General features: G+C 61.2%; 14 protein-coding genes and 1 pseudogene. 10 read left to right on the top strand and 5 right to left on the bottom strand.

What is annotated here, in order from left to right; genetic code table 11:
* The 9 genes from RUW20_RS02015 to RUW20_RS01975 form a co-directional block, all read left to right on the top strand.
* The coding region (locus tag RUW20_RS02015; protein WP_313950521.1) for an amino acid ABC transporter ATP-binding protein at nucleotides 1–714 on the top strand (714 nt) is incomplete at its 5' end.
* 105 nt (nucleotides 715–819) lie between these two features.
* The gene (locus RUW20_RS02010; protein ID WP_313950520.1) at nucleotides 820–5487 is read left to right on the top strand and encodes an NAD-glutamate dehydrogenase; all 4668 of its coding nucleotides are present in this window, start codon (nucleotides 820–822) and stop codon (nucleotides 5485–5487) included.
* Nucleotides 5488–5680: 193 nt separating this feature from the next.
* Nucleotides 5681–6232, top strand: coding sequence for a DUF2889 domain-containing protein (locus RUW20_RS02005; protein ID WP_313950519.1), 552 nt, complete (start codon nucleotides 5681–5683; stop codon nucleotides 6230–6232).
* 66 nt (nucleotides 6233–6298) lie between these two features.
* A complete protein-coding gene (gene sucC / locus RUW20_RS02000; RefSeq protein WP_313950517.1) occupies nucleotides 6299–7459 on the top strand; it encodes an ADP-forming succinate--CoA ligase subunit beta in 1161 nt (386 codons plus the stop codon).
* A 9-nt stretch (nucleotides 7460–7468) separates the two neighbouring features.
* A complete protein-coding gene (gene sucD / locus RUW20_RS01995) occupies nucleotides 7469–8362 on the top strand; it encodes a succinate--CoA ligase subunit alpha (protein ID WP_313950516.1) in 894 nt (297 codons plus the stop codon).
* Nucleotides 8363–8554: 192 nt separating this feature from the next.
* Complete coding sequence (locus RUW20_RS01990; RefSeq protein ID WP_313950515.1) at nucleotides 8555–9514, top strand: ornithine cyclodeaminase family protein; 960 nt, start codon at nucleotides 8555–8557, stop codon at nucleotides 9512–9514.
* A 204-nt stretch (nucleotides 9515–9718) separates the two neighbouring features.
* On the top strand, nucleotides 9719–10513 hold the full coding sequence (locus tag RUW20_RS01985) for a Stp1/IreP family PP2C-type Ser/Thr phosphatase (protein WP_313950514.1): 795 nt from the start codon (nucleotides 9719–9721) through the stop codon (nucleotides 10511–10513).
* A gap of 14 nt (nucleotides 10514–10527) precedes the next feature.
* Nucleotides 10528–11211, top strand: coding sequence for an FHA domain-containing protein (locus RUW20_RS01980; RefSeq protein WP_313950513.1), 684 nt, complete (start codon nucleotides 10528–10530; stop codon nucleotides 11209–11211).
* A gap of 97 nt (nucleotides 11212–11308) precedes the next feature.
* The gene (locus RUW20_RS01975; protein WP_313950512.1) at nucleotides 11309–12076 is read left to right on the top strand and encodes a 3',5'-cyclic-nucleotide phosphodiesterase; all 768 of its coding nucleotides are present in this window, start codon (nucleotides 11309–11311) and stop codon (nucleotides 12074–12076) included.
* Between the two features lie 84 nt (nucleotides 12077–12160).
* Here RUW20_RS01975 and rfbC read toward each other — a convergent pair whose 3' ends face one another.
* The 3 genes from rfbC to RUW20_RS01960 form a co-directional block, all read right to left on the bottom strand.
* A complete protein-coding gene (gene rfbC, locus RUW20_RS01970; protein ID WP_313950511.1) occupies nucleotides 12161–12703 on the bottom strand; it encodes a dTDP-4-dehydrorhamnose 3,5-epimerase in 543 nt (180 codons plus the stop codon).
* A gap of 66 nt (nucleotides 12704–12769) precedes the next feature.
* Nucleotides 12770–13690: a glucose-1-phosphate thymidylyltransferase RfbA gene (rfbA, locus tag RUW20_RS01965; RefSeq protein WP_313950510.1), complete on the bottom strand. Its 921-nt coding sequence runs from the start codon at nucleotides 13688–13690 to the stop codon at nucleotides 12770–12772.
* Nucleotides 13691–14254: 564 nt separating this feature from the next.
* Entirely contained in the window at nucleotides 14255–15127 is an 873-nt protein-coding gene (locus RUW20_RS01960; protein WP_313950522.1) for a lipid A biosynthesis acyltransferase, read from the bottom strand.
* A gap of 216 nt (nucleotides 15128–15343) precedes the next feature.
* Between RUW20_RS01960 and RUW20_RS01955 the strand changes: the two are divergent.
* Nucleotides 15344–15500 (top strand): annotated as a pseudogene (locus RUW20_RS01955) (phage integrase N-terminal SAM-like domain-containing protein); the annotation flags it as partial.
* Nucleotides 15501–15888: 388 nt separating this feature from the next.
* Here RUW20_RS01955 and RUW20_RS01950 read toward each other — a convergent pair.
* Entirely contained in the window at nucleotides 15889–16914 is a 1026-nt protein-coding gene (locus RUW20_RS01950) for a GGDEF domain-containing protein (protein ID WP_313950509.1), read from the bottom strand.
* Nucleotides 16915–17452: 538 nt separating this feature from the next.
* Nucleotides 17453–18805: ferric reductase-like transmembrane domain-containing protein (locus tag RUW20_RS01945; RefSeq protein WP_313950508.1), on the bottom strand; the 1353-nt coding region annotated here is incomplete at its 5' end.

Genomic DNA, 18805 nt, shown 5'->3' with positions numbered 1-18805 from the left:
AAGGTCAGCAAGCACTACGGTGCGTTCCAGGTGCTTGCTGAGTGCACCACACAGGTCAAGAAAGGCGAAGTGATCGTGGTCTGCGGCCCCTCGGGTTCCGGCAAGTCGACCCTGATCAAGTGCGTCAATGGTCTGGAGCCTTTTCAGAGTGGTGAAATCATCGTTAATGGCGTCTCCGTCGGCGATGCGAAGACCAATCTTTCGCAGCTGCGTTCGACGGTCGGCATGGTCTTCCAGAACTTTGAACTGTTCCCGCACATGAGTATCATCGACAACTTGAGCATTGCCCAGATCAAGGTGCTCGGGCGCAGCCAGGATGAAGCTCGGGCCAAGGCCGCCAAACTTCTGGAGCGGGTCGGTCTGAGCGAACAGGCCAAGAAGTACCCGGGGCAACTTTCCGGCGGGCAGCAGCAGCGCGTGGCGATCGCCAGAGCCTTGGCCATGGACCCGATCTGCATGCTCTTCGACGAGCCGACTTCGGCGCTTGACCCGGAGATGGTCAACGAAGTGCTCGACGTGATGACCGAACTGGCGAAGGAAGGGATGACCATGATGTGCGTCACGCACGAAATGGGTTTTGCGAAACGCGTCGCGACGCGGGTGATCTTCATGGATCAGGGCCGCATCGTCGAGGATGACAGCAAGGACGCCTTCTTCGAAGCGGCTCGTTCGGAGCGGGCACAACAGTTCCTGGCCAAGATACTGCACCATTGACGAACGGCCAGGCAATCGTGGCGGCTAGGCTGCCGTTTGCGCTACGCGCCGGCGAACCAAAGAAAGCGCCGAATAGATACTGGATACCAGGAGAGAGGCACTGCAATGCTTAAAGAATCCACCCTCAATCTGCGCCGCAACCTGCGCGAGATCGCTGACCAACAGAATCTTCCCGCGCGGGTCGACGAGTATCTCGAATCTTATTTCGGTGATGTCGAACTGAACGACGCCATCGACGCCATCCCCGAAGAGCTCCTCGGCGCGGCCGTTCAGCACTTCCGGCTTGGCGAGATGCGCGCGCCGGGACAAGCCGTCGTCGCGCTCTACACCCCGGATTTTGACCGTCACGGTTGGCATTCTGCGCATACCGTGATCGACGTCGTGACCGACGACACGCCCTTCCTGGTCGACTCGCTGTCGATGGTTGTTTCGCGCCATGGTCTGGTCATCCATCGCATGATGCACCCTCTGCTGAGTGCCGAACGCAGCGCCGAAGGCGCGCTGCAACGCACCCTGTCGCGTGGCGCCGCCGGTAGCCAGCCTGAGTCCTGGATTCACCTCGAGATCGACCGCGTCGGCGATGTCGCGCTGCTCGAGCAATTGCGTCAGGAGATCGCCGGTGTTCTCGCCGATGTGCGTGCGGCCGTCGAAGACGTGGCGGCAATGCAGCAGAACATGCGCGAGGCGTACGAGGAAATGGTCGCCGTGAACACCGCCGACAGCGAGGAGGTGGCGGCCTATCTGAGCTGGATTGGCGTCAACAATTTCGTCTTTCTCGGTTACGCCGATTACCGGGTGACGCCTGGCGAGAATCTGCTGGCGCGGGTAGCCGACAGCGGCCTCGGAATCCTCCGGCATACCGACCACCCAGGCTTTGGCCATTGTCTGGCAGGAATTCCGGGTGCCGTCGCCGAGCTGGCCAGCGACCCACTGCCGGTGATCCTGGTCAAGACGGACGCCCGGTCGACTGTCCATCGCTCGGCTTACCTTGATTTCATTGGTGTCAAGCGTTACAACGCTGCGGGCCAGGTCGTCGGCCTGCGTGCCCTGGTCGGTTTGTACACAGCGCACGTCTACCATGTGGCGGCGACCGATATTCCGCTCCTGCGCCGCAAGATTGCCGCAGTCAGGGCCGCGATCGGCTTCGTGCCGCGCAGCCACCGCGACAAGACGCTGGTCAACGTGCTCGAGACCTATCCGCGCGATGAATTGATCGAAATCGCTGAAGAAGACCTGATGTCGAACGCCCGCGGCATCGTTTCGCTGCACGAACGTGAGCAGGTGCGCGTTTTCATGCGCAACGACGCCTGGGGGCGCTACGTCTCGGTGATGGTCTATATGCCGCGCGACCGTTTCGACACCAGGCTGCGCAAGCGGATATCGGCACTGCTGCTCGAAACGCTTGCCGCCGACCACGTCGACTTCTTCATCATGCTCGGCGAGTCGCGGCTGGCACGCATCCACTTCATCGTTCACACGCCCGTCGGCACTACCTACCACTACGACGCAGAGGCGATAGAAGGACAGGTGGCACGCCTCGTTCGTGGTTGGGCCGACGAGCTGAAACACAATCTAATCGGACATTACGGCGAGGAACGCGGCAACGCGCTGTTTCGCCGCTACGCCCCCGAGTTGCCGTTGTTCTATCAGGAACGGGTGACGCCGGCTTCGGCGGTGTCTGATCTCGAACGCCTGGAAGCCGCCGAGCGCAGCGGTCGTGTCGAAGTCAAGCTGAGCGCCGCGCAAGGTGATGACGGGGCTCACCAGCACCTGAAACTGTTCCGCCGTGGGCGCCCGCGGCCCCTGTCGGCGATCCTCCCGATTCTTGAAAACCTTGGCCTGACGGTGCTGTCCGAGCAGCCATTCAACCTGCCCCAGAGTGATCTCCATGTCGCCGACTTCGCCGTGCAGTTGCCGGACCCGGCGGCCCTGGACGACGACACCACCCGGCAGGCGTTCATCGAACTGCTCGAAAGTCTGCTGCGTGACGAAGCCGAGAACGACGGCTTCAATCGCCTCGTTCTGCTTGCGGGTCTCAATGGCTGGCAGATTGGCATCCTGCGTGCCTACCGGCGTTACCTGCGTCAGGCTGGGATGCCTTTCAGCCAGGCCTATTTCGAGCAATGCCTGGCGACGCATTCCCGGATTACCCGCGGGCTGGTCGACCTCTTCGAAGCGCTGTTCTCGCCGGCAGCAGACGATGCTCGCGCGACAGCGATTTCCGAGGAACTGAGCGCGGCCTTGCTGCAGGTCAGCAACCCCAACGACGACCGCATCCTGGCTGCCCTGCAAACGGTCATTGAAGTGACGCAGCGGACCAACGCCTATCAATCGGCCAGTGATGGCAAGGCGCGGGATTACCTGTCGTTCAAGCTCTCGTCCAGAGACATCCCCTTCCTGCCCGAGCCGGTACCGCTGTACGAGATCTTCGTCCATAGCGAACGCGTCGAAGGTGTGCACCTGCGCGGGGCGAAGGTTGCGCGGGGCGGCTTGCGCTGGTCGGACCGGATGGAGGATTTCCGCACGGAGGTGCTGGGGCTGGTCAAGGCACAAATGGTGAAAAACGCGGTGATCGTTCCCTTGGGTTCGAAAGGAGGCTTCGTTTGCAAGCGCCTGCCTGCCGTTACCGAGCGGGAAGCCTTTCAGGCCGAAGGCGTGGCTTGCTACAAGACCTTCATTCGTGGCCTGCTCGATCTTACCGATAACCTCGTCGATGGCCAGATCGTTCCACCACCTGGCGTACGTCGCCGCGATGACGACGACGCCTACCTGGTGGTCGCTGCCGACAAGGGAACCGCGACTTTCTCGGATATCGCCAACGGCATCGCCATCGATTACGGTTTCTGGCTTGGCGACGCTTTTGCCTCCGGTGGTTCGGTCGGCTACGATCACAAGAAGATGGGGATTACGGCCAGAGGGGCCTGGGAGGCGGTCAAGCGGCACTTCCGGGAGCTCGGTCTGGATATCCAGACGCAGCCCTTCAGCGTCGTCGGAATCGGCGACATGTCCGGCGACGTTTTTGGCAATGGCATGTTGCTTTCGCCCGCCATCAAGCTGCGTGCCGCTTTCGATCACCGCCATCTCTTCCTCGACCCGGACCCGGACGCGGCGCGTAGCTTTGCCGAACGTCAACGTCTCTTCGAACTGCCCCGGTCGTCCTGGGCCGACTACGATCCGATACTCATTTCGAGCGGTGGTGGCGTGTGGCCGCGCACGGCCAAGGTCATTCCGCTGTCGCCAGAAGTGCGCGCATGGCTGGGGACCTCAGCCATCCAGATGCCGCCCCACGAACTGATCAAGACCATCCTGCAGGCACCGGTGGACCTGCTCTACAACGGTGGCATCGGGACTTACGTCAAGGCGACCAGCGAGAGCCATCAGGACGCCAACGACCGCGGTAACGACATCTTGCGGGTCGACGCCAGCCAGCTTCAGGCCCGGGTAATCGGCGAAGGCGGCAATCTCGGGCTGACGCAGCCGAGCCGTATCGAATTCGCTCTCAATGGCGGCAGGATATTCACTGACGCGATCGACAACTCGGCCGGGGTCGATTGCTCCGATCACGAGGTCAACATCAAGATCCTGCTGGCCGGTCTGATCGCTCGCGGTGACGTCACCGGCAAACAGCGTGATGTGCTCCTGGCCTCAATGACCGACGAGGTTGGTCGGCTGGTCCTCGCCGACAACTATCAGCAGACGCAGGCGATTTCACTTGAAGCGGCGATTGGCGCAGATCTCATCGAGGGGCATGCCCGTTTCATCCGTGGTCTCGAGGCCAAGGGGGCGCTGCGCCGCAGCATCGAGTCCCTGCCTAACGACAAGCGTCTTGCCGAGCGCGCGCAACAGTTGCGCGGTCTTACTGCGCCGGAGATCTCGGTTCTCCTGGCCTATGCCAAGATTACGCTCAAGGAGGCGATTCTGGCTTCGCCTCTGCCCGACTGCGAAGACGTCTACGAGCTGCTGGTTAACTACTTTCCGGCCACCTTGCCCGAGCAGTGTCGTGCGCTCTTGCCGGCTCATCCTCTGAAGCGGGAGATCATCACCACGCAGCTGGTGAATCGTCTGGTTAACCGCATGGGGACGATCTTTGTCATGCAGGTCAGCGACGAAAGCGGCGCGTCGCCGGCGCAGGTCGCTGGCGCCTGGTACGCGGCGAGCAGTGTGCTGGATGCCGAAGCGTTGTGGCGTGACATCGAGTGCCAGGATCTGATCGTTGACGCCGTGGCTCAGATGGAGCTGATGACCGGTCTGCGCGCGATGACCGCGGCGGCGACGCGCCTTCTCCTGGCGCGGCATGTGGGCGGCGCCACGATCGGTCAGATGGTCGCCGAATACCGGGCGGCGGTGGTCGACAGCATGGAGCGCATTCGCGCTGGTCGGAGCGGGCCGCAGACCATCTCAGAACTGATTGATGGGCGCGCCGAGATCGTCGCCGCGTTTGAATTCGTCAACCTCGCGCGTGCCTGCAACTACCCTCTGGAGGACGTTGCTCGCGCACTGAGTGGTCTGGCCGAACAGATCGACCTGGACTGGTTCGCTTCTGCCGTCGTCCGTCTACCAGCCGGCAATCGCTGGCAGGCACGCGCGCGGGCTCACCTCAGCGCCGAACTGGCCAGCCTGCGGGAACACCTCTTGCAGCAGGTGCTCGGCGGCAATCTTGCAGCCACGGACGAGGCCAGCGCCGTGCTCGATGAGCTGAAGAGCAACGTGCCACAGGATCTGGCCATGCTCTCGGCCGGTCTGGCCGAAGTCAGGCGCCTGCTGGTCGTCTGACGCGTCTGGCTGCGGGTGCGCGCCTGGCGCAGGCGCGCAAGCACCACGCTCGCGGGCGCCCGGCTGGCGGCCGAAGGTGCTGGCCGGGCGCTCATAATTATGCATTTCGCCGAAAATGCCGGGGTATTCTGGTGTACAATCGAATGCCAGCTGCGAAGCCTTGACGGGCTCGCCAATCCCCTCAGGATCCTTGATGCCGCTGCCTCCACCCACCGCCGAACGCACCCGTATGCATCTACGCAGCGTTCAGCTCGACGGTTACAAGCGCAGTGATGGCTGCTGGGACATCGAGGCGCGCCTGGTTGACGTCAAGGATCACGACTATCCCCTGTCATCGGGGCTGCGCAAGCGCGGCGAGGCGGTGCACGACATGTCGGTGCGGGTGACCATCGACGCCCAAATGAACATCCTGGATGCGGCTGCTTGCGTCGATGGGATGCCGTACCTCGGCTTTTGCGATCGAATTGCCCCGGATTACCAGCAGCTGATCGGTCTCAATCTTTTTCATGGCTTCCGAACGGACGTCAAGAACCTGTTCCGTAGTACGCGCGGCTGTTCGCATATCAGCGAGCTGGTGACCCTCCTGCCGACCGCAGCGCTGCAAACCTTCGCCAGTGACGTGCGCGACAACGACGATAGTGGACACAAGCCCTATCAGCTGGACCGTTGCCACGCGCTGGAGTCGCATTCGGACGCGGTCCAGCGCTATTACCCGCGCTGGTACCGTGGCCAGAAGCCCGGGTAGCAAAGTTTGCCCGTGGTTCCTTATGTTTCGTACGTTTCGCAACCTTAACTCAAGCAAGGAAAGCGCATGAAAATTCACGAATATCAGGGCAAGCAACTCCTGAAGAAATTCGGCGTTGTCGTTCCGCGCGGGGTGTTCTGTCAATCCGTTGATGAAGCGGTGAAGGCAGCCGAATCCCTGGGTGGCAAACTCTGGGTGGTCAAAGCCCAGATTCACGCTGGCGGTCGTGGCAAGGGCGGTGGTGTCAAGGTCGCCAAGTCGCTGGACGAAGTCCGCGAGTTTGCTGGTCAGATCCTCGGCATGCAGTTGGTCACTCACCAGACAGGCCCGGTCGGCCAGAAGGTACGTCGCTTGCTGATCGAGGAGGGAGCGGACATTCGCAAGGAATACTATGTTGCCGCGCTGACCGATCGTACGACGCAGACGGTGGCGATGATGGCTTCTTCCGAAGGTGGCATGGACATCGAGAAGGTTGCCCACGACACCCCGGAAAAGATCCTCAAGGTCTTCGTCGACCCCGAGGACGGCCTGTCGAATGCCCAGGCGGCCGAACTGGCCACCGGCATTGGCGTTCCTGCCGAGTCCGTAGACCGTGCGGTGGTTGCGCTGCAGGGCCTCTTCAAGTGCTACATGGAAACCGACGCCTCGCTGGCCGAGATCAACCCGCTGATTCTCGAAGGCGACGGCAACATCAAGGCCATCGACGCCAAATTCAACTTCGACTCCAACGCCCTCTATCGTCAGCCCGAGATCGTCGCCTTCCGCGACCTCGACGAAGAGGATCCCGACGAGCTTGAGGCGTCCAAGCACGACCTGTCGTACATTTCGCTCGACGGCAACATCGGCTGCCTGGTCAATGGCGCTGGCCTGGCGATGGCGACCATGGATACGATCAAGTATTTCGGAGCCGAGCCGGCCAACTTCCTCGACGTCGGCGGTGGGGCGACGACCGAGAAAGTGACTTCCGCGTTCCAGATCATGCTCAAGAACCCCAAGGTCAAGGGCATTCTGGTGAACATCTTTGGCGGCATCATGCGCTGCGACACGATCGCCACAGGGGTCGTTGCCGCAGCCCGGGAAACGCACATTTCGGTTCCGCTGGTGGTCCGCATGAAGGGGACCAACGAAGATATCGGCAAAAAGATTCTCAGCGATTCGGGTCTGCCGATCATCACTGCCGATTCCATGGCCGATGCCGCCACCAAGATCGTTGCTGCGGTCAAGTAAGGAGCCAACATGTCGATTCTGATTAACAAAGACACCAAGATCATCACCCAGGGCATGACCGGCAAGACCGGACAGTTTCACACCGAGAAGTGCCAGGAATACGCCAACGGCAAGAACTGCTTCGTCGCCGGTGTCAACCCCAAGAAAGCGGGCGAGAGTTTGCTGGGCATTCCGATCTTTGGCTCGGTCAAGGACGCTGCTGCGGCAACCGGGGCCACCGTTTCGGTGATCTACGTACCGCCACCAGGCGCTGCCGCGGCGATCTGGGAAGCTGTCGAAGCCGACCTCGATCTGGTCGTCTGCATCACTGAAGGGATTCCGGTCCGCGACATGCTCATCGTCCGCAACCGGATGAAGAAACGCGAAGCCGCGGGCGGCAAGAAAACCCTGCTGCTTGGTCCGAACTGCCCTGGCCTGATCACTCCCGATGAAGTCAAGATCGGTATCATGCCGGGTCACATCCACCGCAAGGGGCGCATCGGCGTCGTTTCGCGTTCGGGCACGCTGACCTATGAAGCCGTTGGCCAGTTGACCGAAATCGGTCTCGGCCAGTCGACCGCCGTCGGTACTGGCGGTGACCCGATCAACGGGCTGAAGCACATCGATATCATGCGTTTGTTCAACGACGACCCGGATACCGACGCGGTGGTCATGATCGGTGAAATCGGTGGACCTGACGAAGCGGACGCCGCCATGTGGTGCAAGGCCAACATGAAGAAACCGATCGTTGGTTTCATCGCTGGCGTTACCGCGCCGGCAGGCAAGCGCATGGGCCACGCCGGCGCGTTGATCTCCGGTGGCGCAGATACCGCCGATGCCAAGCTCGCCATCATGGAGGAGTGTGGCTTCACGGTGACCCGCGATCCGTCGGAAATGGGCAAGCTGATCAAGAAGCTGATCTAGGCACCACAGGGTCGGCTTAACTGAGGGTAACCAGAGGGCAGACTGCGGTCTGCCCTTTTTCGTTCGTCACTGCCGCACGACGATTGGCGGGGGTCATTTACCGGTAGAATCGTCGATGCAGATCTGTCGCGGGCTTCACTTGGTTAAGCTGGACAATCATGTTGATCGTTTGACTACGGGTGCGAGCAACAAATGGCGCTTTTCCTGACTGAAAAAGACGTTGAACAACTGCTGACGATGCCGCTGGCGCTGGCCGCGGTCGAGGACGCTCACGGTCAGCTCTCGTCGTCGGATGCCTGCGACGTGCCAAGGCAACGGACACGCTTGCCGCAGACGACGCTACATATCCTGCAGGGTGCCTTGCCGCAACTTGACGTCATCGGCTACAAGGCCTACACGAGTAACCGTTCGGGGGTGCGTTTTTTGCTGCACCTGTTTCAGGCGTCGACTGGCCGCCTGCGGGCGGTGATTGAGGCGGATCGCCTCGGCATGATGCGTACCGGCGCGGCATCGGGCGTTGCCACGCGCTGGTTGGCCAGAGCCGATGCGCAGGTAGCCGGGGTGTTCGGGGCCGGCTGGCAGGCCGAGGGACACCTTGAAGCACTGGTCGCCGTACGACCAGTGCGACGGGTTAAGGTGCATGCGCGCAATGTCGAACGCCTCACCGCCTTTTGTGCGCGGATGTCCGAACGCCTGCGTATCGACGTGGTACCGTGCGCGTCGCCCGAAGAAGTGGTGCGTGGCAGTGACATCGTCAGCACAGTCACCACTTCGTCTACGCCGCTGTTCAGCGCTGACTGGCTGTCGCCTGGTACCCATGTCAATGCGGCTGGCTCGAATTCGCTGATTCGTCGTGAACTTGGCGAAGATGTGCTGAAACGCTGTTCTCCAATCGTCGTTGACAGTCTCGAAACAGCGCTTCGCGAGGCTGGCGATCTGCTGCCTTTGCTCGAAAAGGGGCGCTTGCAGGCGCGCGGCCTGGTCGAACTTGGCGATGTGATCTGCGGCCGCCGGCGGGGGCGGTCGACGGCCGACGAGATCACTCTCTTCGAGTCACAAGGCCTGGCCGTTCAGGACCTGGCGGTCGCCGTCCGCGTCGAGGCGTTGGCACGCGAGCGTGGGTTGGGCGTGGAATTGCCTTATGGTGGATAGTATTGGCACAATGCCCATGTTTGGCAGGGGTTAAAGGCGCCGGTCACTGGTAAGGCCACCGCTCTGGAGAACTTGCCACGGGCGAATTACGCGCAGCCGCTATCGTCAGCGCAAGGGAGTGGGTTAGGTGAAGCGGTTCGAGTTGCTGATCGGCAATCTGGAGAATACGTGACAAACAGTCTCTTGGGAGCGCTGGAAATCGTCATGCGCACTGACCGTGGGCAGGTGCGTGGACAGAACGAGGACTCGGTATTTGCCGACGCCGATTGTGGCTTGGCGATTCTGGCTGATGGGATGGGCGGGTACAACGCCGGAGAAGTTGCCAGCAGCATGGCGACATCGCTCTTGTCCGAGCGACTGGAAGCGGCTTTCAAGACCTGTGCAGCGCACGAAACTGACAGCCGAACCGGACGGTCGTTTGCACAGCGCTCCCTGGTCGAGCACATTGCTGCGGTGAACTCGGCGATCTATTTCGCTTCCGAGGGGCAGTCACAGCTCGGGGGGATGGGAACCACTCTTGTTGCCGTCGTCTTTTGCGACGACAAGCTGACCGTCGGGCATGTCGGCGACTCGCGTCTGTATCGGCTACGGGGCGAGAAGTTCTCGCCCTTGACGCACGATCACTCGCTCTTGCAGGAGCAGATAGATCGTGGTGAGATTTCCGCCGAAGAAGCGCGCTACTCGATCAACAGGAATCTGGTAACACGCGCAGTTGGTATCGATCCGGAGGTTGAGGCCGAGGTCAACGTATACCCGGTGCGGCCCGGCGATGTCTATCTGTTGTGCTCGGATGGTCTCTACGACATGGTCGATGAAGGGGACGTTCAACACGCATTGGAGATGTTCGGCGCCAATCTTGAAGAGGCCGCCACGCAGCTGATAAAGATGGCCAATGACAATGGTGGGGACGACAACATCTCGGTGGTGGTGGTCAAGATCTTGCACGAGTTTCCCGCAGCCCAAGGGCGCTGGTCGAAACTCCGGTCATGGTTTAGATAAGGACGAAGAAAGCGATGGCAAAGCTCGTACTCAGCATGGATGGTCTGGTTCTCAAGGAAATCCCGCTGCTCAAGGAGCGCATAAGTATCGGCCGCAAGGCGCACAATGATATCCAGATCGACAATATGGCCATCAGCGGTGAACATGCGGCGGTGGTGACCATTCTCAACGACTCTTTCCTTGAGGATCTGAACAGTACCAACGGCACTCTGGTCAATGGTCAGTCGGTAAAAAAGCACTTCCTCAAGGATGGCGATGCCATCGAATTGGGCAAGTACAAAATGAAATACCTGACCGTGGCGGTAACCCCCGGGGAGGCCGCGAGCTACGACAAAAGCATTCTGTTTCAATCCAACCCGCTGCCAGTTGTTGCCAATCTCGGTGACCCGCTGGCGCCCGCCGGGGCGCCGGCCGCCGCCTCTGCACCACTGCCGCCCGCCGCTGCCATTCAGTTGCTCACCGGCTCAAACGCCGGCCGCGAACTGCAACTGACGAAAACACTGACGACACTCGGCAAGCCCGGCGTACAGGTGGCGGTGATTGCCAGACGTCAGCACGGTTACTTCCTGACGCACGTTGAGGGCGCCCACTTTCCGGCAGTGAACGGCAAGACCCTTGAGTCCCAGTCGCATTGCCTGGCGGATCATGACGTTATCGAGATTGCTGGCGTCAAGATGGAGTTTTTTGTGAAAGGCTGATGGACGCTCATGTTTCGATTGCATCGGGTCGGCTGCAGCACCATCGCCTGTGCGACGGTCAGCGGTTCCCGGCCGCAAAGGACTTGGCGGAGAGACCATGATAGTCAGGGTTCTGGGCTGTAGCGGCGGCATTGGCGGGTGCCTTTTGCGAACCACGTCGATGCTGGTCGACGATGACATTCTCGTTGATGCGGGGACAGGGGCTGCGGACCTGTCGCGTGAGGAACTGGCGAACATCGACCACGTCTTTCTGACTCACTCCCATCTTGATCACGTCGCTTCGCTACCCTTGCTGATCGATTCTATCAGCGACATGCGTGCGAAACCGGTGATCGTCTATGCGACGGCAGCGACGCTGGAGATCATCCGGGAGCACATCTTCAACTGGGTTATCTGGCCGGACTTCAGCGTCATTCCGAGTCGCGAAAAGGCGGTGATGCAATACCAACCGATCCGCCTCGGGGAGTCTGTCGAGCTAGGACAGAGAAGGATTACTGCGCTACCTGCTGAGCATACGGTGCCAGCCGTCGGCTATCAACTTGATTCGGGGGTGGCCAGCCTGGTCTTTACTGGCGATACGACGGTCAATGATTCCTTCTGGCCGGCGGTCAACCGTATCGCCAATCTGCGTTATCTGCTGATCGAAACCGCCTTCGCAAACCGTGAACGATCGCTTGCCGAAATATCCAAGCACCTGTGCCCAAGCATGCTTGCCGAAGAACTGAAGAAGCTGACTATCGATGCAGAGATATTTATCAGCCATCTGAAGCCTGGTCAGGCCGAGTTGACAATGGCTGAAATCCAGGCCTGCGCTGGTGAATTCAAGCCACGGATGCTGCAGAACAACCAGGTTTTCGAGTTCTGACCAGCGAGACTGAGGGCGATCCCGGCGGCGCTGCGCAAGCCCTCTCGTTTTCAGATGACCGGATCGGGGCGGTAGGGCGCGATCTCAAGTGTAGCCTTCCGCCGTTTGTAGCGGCGTGCCTACGCGGTCCTTGGCGGATAGTGCCGGCTCCCCATCCAGCGGCCAGCAGATGCCGATCTCCGGGTCGTTCCACAAGAGGCAACGCTCGTGCTCTGGCGCATAGTATTCGGTGGTCTTGTAGAGAAAATCAGCCGTTTCCGAGAGGACCAGGAAACCGTGCGCAAAGCCCGGTGGAATCCAGAACATGCGCTGATTCTCGGCGGACAGTTCAATGCCCTCCCAGCGTCCGAAGTGTGGTGACGAGCGGCGCAGATCGACGGCCACATCGAACACCGCGCCATGGGTCACGCGTACGAGTTTTCCCTGCGGTTGGTGCAGTTGATAGTGCAGCCCTCGCAAGACACCCTTGCGCGAGCGGGAATGGTTGTCCTGAACGAAATCGAGCTCGAGACCAAGACTGGCAAAGGTCTTACGGTTCCAGCTCTCGAGGAAGAAGCCGCGCGGGTCGCCGAAGACTATCGGTTCGACAATCAACACCTCGGGAAGCGCGGTCGCTATGAGTTTCATCTTGTATCGCCAGAAAGTTGGAGAAGTGGAGAAGTGGAGAAGGCCCCGGCTGGGCAGTCAGAGCACCTATTCGTTCAGCAACGCCAAGAGGTACTGTCCGTAAGCGTTCTTCTTCATCGGTTGTGCCAAGGCCTCCAGTTGCTTCGCCGTGATATGGCCCAGGTGGAAGGCAATCTCCTCCGGGCAAGCGATCTTCAAGCCCTGGCGCTTCTCGATCGTCTCGATGAACATACTCGCTTCCAGCAGTGACTCGTGCGTGCCCGTATCCAGCCAGGCATGGCCGCGGCCCATCATCGACACGCCGAGCTCGTTCCATTCCAGGTACTGGCGATTCACGTCCGTGATTTCCAGCTCTCCGCGGGCCGAAGGCTTGAGCTTGCGGGCCACTTCGACCACCCGTTCGTCGTAGAAATACAGTCCGGTCACGGCGTAGTGGGACTTCGGCACCGCTGGCTTTTCTTCGAGGCTGATGGCGCGCCCGCTGTGGTCAAATTCGACCACACCGTAGCGTTCCGGATCATGGACGCGATAGGCGAACACCGTGGCACCCTGTCGCTGCGCATTGGCTGCCTGCAGATCGTTGGCGATCTCATGCCCGTAGAAGATGTTGTCGCCCAGCACCAGCACTGAAGGCCCGTTATCGAGAAAATCCGCACCGATGATGAACGCCTGCGCCAGCCCGCCCGGGTTGGGCTGCACCGCGTACTGGATATCCAGGCCCCATTGTCGGCCATTGCCGAGCAGTTGCTCGAAGCGCGGTGTGTCCAGCGGGGTGGAAATGATCAGAAAATCCCGAATGCCCGCCAACATCAGTGTCGTCAGGGGGTAATAGATCATTGGTTTGTCGTAGATCGGCAGCAGTTGCTTGGATACTGCCAGCGTCGCCGGGTAGAGTCGCGTCCCGGAGCCGCCGGCGAGAATGATGCCCTTTCGGGTGAGTGCTTGCGTTCCGCTAGGAGGTGACTGCGGGGCGAGAGAAATGGTCATTTCGTGATCCTGTTGCAACGATCAGGGGCTAGCCCCGATATCCGGTCGAGAGTGGGAGGATGGGGCCGATTGCGTTGCCGAACCACGTTTCCCGGTAACGACGCGTCGGCTTCATCGCTCGCCTAATGTAGTGTTGTACGCAGCGCGGAACATATGAATTTTGCCAGCACATGGGTTTCACGCCGGTTTTACCTCGGCTGAAAGTCTCTTCAAGAATGCAGCACTACCCTGGCAGTTTGTCCGACTTGAACTTGGCCAGCGGATCGATTTCACGATCCGGGGCGAGTCGGTGTCAACTTCTCCCAAACATGTTTCAGCCCGCGCGGCAAAAACTGGCGGAAGCGCACTACCGCCTTGATGATGCAGAATACATTGTAACACTCCTCAAAACCGCCACCCGCAAGCTTCATGATCCGAGCAGGGCACTCGTATGAATGCCAACGTCAAGGACGCAAGGGCTCCAGTTATGTCGACGGGTCAAAGTTCGGGCCAACTTGAGAGGGCTGGGGCCGGCCCTGCGGCGAAGCCGTCTTTCCGCAGGGCGCGGTCGTCGTGCCGTGCTGCTCAGTAAGGGCGCGCTTCGCCCGGCGGGCGGGTCTTGAACCGGCGATGGACCCAGTAGTACTGCTCCGGCATGGTGCGCACGGCGGCCTCGATCCAGGCATTCATCCGTCGAGTATCGGCTTCGACGTCGTCGGTCGGAAAATCGGCCCACGGCTCGCCGACCTCGACCGCATAGCCCTGGCCACCTGGCAGGATGCGCGTTACGCAGGGGACGACGGTCGCGCCAGCGAGCCGTGCCAGTCGCGACAGGCCGGTGATGGTTGCCGTTTGGACGCCAAAAAAAGGGACGAAGATCGAATCCTTGCTCCGGAAATCCATATCCGGCAAGTAGTAAAGCGGCCGGCCAGCCTTCATCGCTCTGACGCTGGCACGCACGCTTTCCTGCCGCGACAGCAATAATTGATCGCCAAAGCGTTGGCGACCGCGGTGCAGCAGGCGGTCGAAAACGGGGTCGGACTGTACGGAGTAGATGCTGGCGCTATCGAAGCGCATGGCAATCCCGGCGCCACCGGCGTCTAGCCCGAGAAAATGCGGCGTCAGCATCAGTACCGGACGGCCAGCTTCGAGCAGTTTGCGCATCCGCTCTTCACCGTCGACCTGCAGCAGCCGCGACAATCTCTCCGTACTGGCCCACCACAGCAGCGAGCGCTCCAGCATGCTGCGGCCCAGCAGCTTGAAATGCTCCTTTGCCATCTCGCGCCGCTGGGTTTCGTCGACTTCCGGAAAACACAAGCGGAGATTCACCAGCACGATATGCCGGCGCCTGCCGGCGACGGTGAACAGGGCCAGCCCCAACGCCCGGCCCAGAAAGGCCAGGCCCGACAACGGCAGGAAATGCAGCAGCCACAGCCCGGCGACGAGCAATCGACTCAGCATCGGCGGACGCCTCGCAAGTCCGAGGCGCGGCACGGGTGGCCCTGGTAGCAGTTGGTCATGACATGGGCGGTGACACGGCGGGTCGCCGGCCAGATGGGCGGGGGCAAGGAGGCACGGCGCCGTATTGTACTTTCATTCCGTTGTCGCCCAGGCGGTCTTCTCGCCTTACGCCGGGCAAGCGCATGAATCCTATGCGAAACCCGGGCGTGGCGGGCGGCCGAGGTGGCGGCGTTCCTGACGCATCTGGCGGAGGACGGGCACGTCGCAGCCGCAACGCAAAATCAGGCCTTGTCGGCCCCTGCTGTTCCTCCATCGCGAGGTTCTGGGCGTCGAGTTGCCGTGGCTGGACGACGTGGCAAGAAAAGAAAAGGAGCCAGGCTCGAACACCAATGGTCCGCGCCGAATAAATAGCCGTCCCGGTTGTGGCCCCATCGTACTATGTGCAACGCCGTGTCCGGAAGACGGATGCATATCTTGAATCTCATCCGCCTGGCCCCAGTCCACCGCAAGGGCGGTCTCACGCTTCAGCGCCTGATCGCCGCCACCTCCGATGCCTTCCATGCTGAACTGCTGGGTCTTGTATAAGATCCATGCGATTGCTGTTCCGGCGTGCTTTGGCCATCACCGGAGTCTAGCAGGCGATGTTCGGATGTTGGCACTGACCCCGCCAACGCTCTGCTGACCCCGCCAACGCTCTGACCCCGCCAACGCTCTGACCCCGCCAACGCTGTGTTAGAACTGATGCCCCGTTGATGCGTTCAGCCTGCCACCACGCGGTTGCGGCCCTGTGCCTTGGCATCGTAGAGCAAGCGGTCGGCACGCTCCAGTGTTTGGGTCGCACATTCACCCGAACGGTATGTGGTCAGCCCGGCCGAAAAACTGATCTGCAAGAAATCGTCTCCAAAAGCCAGCTCCATATTCGCCACCTGCTCGCGCAGGCGGTCCATGGTGGCCCTCGCAAGCGACATGCTAATACCCGATTGTATCAACACAAATTCTTCGCCGCCCCAGCGGGCCAGCACGTCAGAGCGGCGCAAAACTGTCTGCGCCGTATTGGAGAAGGCGCGTAGCACGGCGTCCCCGGCAGCATGGCCATGCCGGTCGTTGATGTGTTTGAAATGATCCATATCGAGCAGCGCCAGGCAAAAGCCCTCCCCAGAACGCAGACTGCGCTGCGTTTCCTGCTCCAGCAAGACCTGCATGTGACGACGATTCAACAAGCCGGTCAACTCATCGTGAGCGGCCAGGAGCTGAATCTGCTCAAGTGCCACGGTCAGTTCCTCCTTCTGCTGTCTCAAACGGCGGCGAATTCGGCTCAATCGCCCGGACAGGACAGACACCGCGGGAACAACGACGACCAGCATCATGAAATGCGCCCATTCGACGGTGGGCGGGTAGATATCGGGGCTAATCGACGCCATGACAGCCATGCTCAGGCCAAATACCAGCAAAGCATAGATACTGATGGCCAAGGCGCTGGTAGCGTGCAGGCCGAACATGCCAAACATCAAGATGATCATCAGGTTCGGGAACGCTATCGCGCGCACCGGGCCTGTCAGGGCATAGCCGGTCGCGCTGCAGGCAATCGCCAGCGCCATCTGCTGCAAGGTGAGAGACGGGTCCTTGAAATTTCGTGACCAACCGCAGCGAATGGTCATATAGACCAAGCCAATTGCGCACAGCGAACTCAGAGTCCACAAGTACAGCGGACCTCGTGGCAGGTTCAGCGTCCAGGCCGCCCATAGCACAATCGCCATGCCTGCCAGCATCAGCAGCAGGGCCAATCCGGTCTGCCCCAAACGCAAGCGCATGGCTCGATCGGTACCCAACAACAGGTCACCAAGGCGTTGGCTCGCGGATACGTGGCGACGCATTTTCGTAACGCAACCCATGTCAGTCGGTGGAGCTCTACTTCACCTTTGCGCAAGCGACGTGCCTGGCCTCGAAAATCTCGGAGATCGGCGCCTTGTGCGCTGGGAAAATGCGGCGAATTTCCCCACAAAACTGCGGTGGCCCTGATCAGTATCGAGTTCGAGTCAATGGACAAGACTACAACGATTTCACCGAATGTGTCGCCCTTGAGCACGGCGCCTTTTGGCGACAGTCGTACGGCGTGCGTGTCGATGCTTTCACCAATCTGGTTGCGCATGAGGTTGATCATGAGGTTGGCACATGCACATGCGCGGGGTCAGGTCTTCTCTTTTACCTCTGATAGAGGGCGCCCGCGACTCCGAGTCTGAATGCTCTGGTCATCGGGGGCAGAAGATGCTTGAGTGCCAGAACTGAACCCGCTGCGGCTGGTGGCGATGGCGGCTGGCTGCCTCAGCGAAACTCGAAAGCTTCCTGATGGAAGGCGCTCGGCAATAGACCACGAGCAGTCAGTCCTTCTCGCATGGCGAGGCCGAAGCCGGCCGGACCGCAGAACCAGATGCTGGCTTCGGCCCACGCCGGCACTTCGGCGATCACTCGCTCGACGTCCAGGCTGTCGCCGCGACTGCTTTCGATGAGGTGCAGGCGGACGCCGGCAGTGCTTGCGATGGCGTTAAGGCGCGCGACGATGTCGGGATCGGCCTGGCGCGTGCAGTAGAACAGGTCTACGGGTAAATGGCTGGCGCTTTCGGCGGCGAGCGCCTCGAGACGGGCGACGAAGGGTGTCAGGCCGATGCCGCCGGCGATCCAGATCTGGCGCGGCTGCTTGCAGACGAAATCGAATTGACCGTAGGGGCCTTCGACGATCACCGGGTCGCCGGACTGCAGCCGGGCGGGAAGCGCGCGTGTGTAGTCGCCGAGACTCTTGATGGCGAATCGCACATGGCCGTCACCCAGCCAGGCCGAGGCAATCGTGAACGGGTGCGCGCCCTCGCGCGTGTCGAAGGTGACCAGGGCGAACTGGCCGCTCTGGTGACCCTTCCAGTCGCGCAGCCGGGCATGCACTTCGAGCACGCCGAGGCCGATCGGGCGGACTTCGCTGATCTCGCCAAGCGCGCGGCGGCGGCCCCCTATCCATCCGGCGAGCGAGAGCATGGCGGCGACCGTGCCACCGGCCATCAGCAGCGCGGCCAGCGGCCCGGCGATGCCGGCCCAGAATGGTGCCGGCATGAACACCACCGAGTGCACCGTGACCAGCAGGAAGATGACTGGCATCAGCCGGTGGCTGCGCACGAAGTGCCGGTAGGGAATGCGTTGCAGCAGCGCCACCGTCACCAGGGCGAGCGCCAGGTAGAGGCTCCATTCGCCAAAGTCCTTGGCGATCGAGTGCCAGGAATCGAAGAGCTGCACGGAAAGGCTCTTGGCATGCTCCGGCTTGTCGAGCAGGCCGCTGCGGCGCAGGGCCTTGCTGCCCAGTTTGATCGCATAGTGGGCAGCAGCCAGGCCGATGGCGAACAGAGCTGTCTGCCGGTGCAGGCGATACAACTGGTCGAGACCGCCCGCCAGCGCTTCCAGCCGCGGTCCGCGCAGCGCCATGAGCATCGCCGCCGACATCATCGTCGCGGACAGATAGCCGCTACCGTAGAGCAGCGCCAGGTACAGCGCCCACGGGCGTTCGGGCGAAGGGCTGAGGAGAGCGGTCAGCGGCTGGCTGCTGATCCAGGCCGCGGTGAATAGCGCGAGCAGGGCGTAGACGTGTCGATGCATGAGCGAGATGGGCAGAAATCGGGGAGGAGGCCGCGGCGG

This window comes from Accumulibacter sp. (assembly GCF_032229525.1).
Taxonomy (GTDB): Bacteria; Pseudomonadota; Gammaproteobacteria; order Burkholderiales; family Rhodocyclaceae; genus Accumulibacter.
The sequence above is the reverse complement of the archived record's forward strand: the minus strand, read 5'-3'. Positions and strand labels throughout refer to the sequence as shown.

Excerpts from the sequence above, each read along its gene's own strand:
- RUW20_RS01985 (WP_313950514.1), top strand. The coding sequence starts at position 9,719 with ATGCGCACTGACCGTGGGCAGGTGCGTGGACAGAACGAGGACTCGGTA.
- rfbA (WP_313950510.1), bottom strand. The coding sequence starts at position 13,690 with ATGACCATTTCTCTCGCCCCGCAGTCACCTCCTAGCGGAACGCAAGCA.
- RUW20_RS02005 (WP_313950519.1), top strand. The coding sequence starts at position 5,681 with ATGCCGCTGCCTCCACCCACCGCCGAACGCACCCGTATGCATCTACGC.
- sucC (WP_313950517.1), top strand. The coding sequence starts at position 6,299 with ATGAAAATTCACGAATATCAGGGCAAGCAACTCCTGAAGAAATTCGGC.
- sucD (WP_313950516.1), top strand. The coding sequence starts at position 7,469 with ATGTCGATTCTGATTAACAAAGACACCAAGATCATCACCCAGGGCATG.
- RUW20_RS01990 (WP_313950515.1), top strand. The coding sequence starts at position 8,555 with ATGGCGCTTTTCCTGACTGAAAAAGACGTTGAACAACTGCTGACGATG.
- RUW20_RS01975 (WP_313950512.1), top strand. The coding sequence starts at position 11,309 with ATGATAGTCAGGGTTCTGGGCTGTAGCGGCGGCATTGGCGGGTGCCTT.
- RUW20_RS02010 (WP_313950520.1), top strand. The coding sequence starts at position 820 with ATGCTTAAAGAATCCACCCTCAATCTGCGCCGCAACCTGCGCGAGATC.
- rfbC (WP_313950511.1), bottom strand. The coding sequence starts at position 12,703 with ATGAAACTCATAGCGACCGCGCTTCCCGAGGTGTTGATTGTCGAACCG.
- RUW20_RS01980 (WP_313950513.1), top strand. The coding sequence starts at position 10,528 with ATGGCAAAGCTCGTACTCAGCATGGATGGTCTGGTTCTCAAGGAAATC.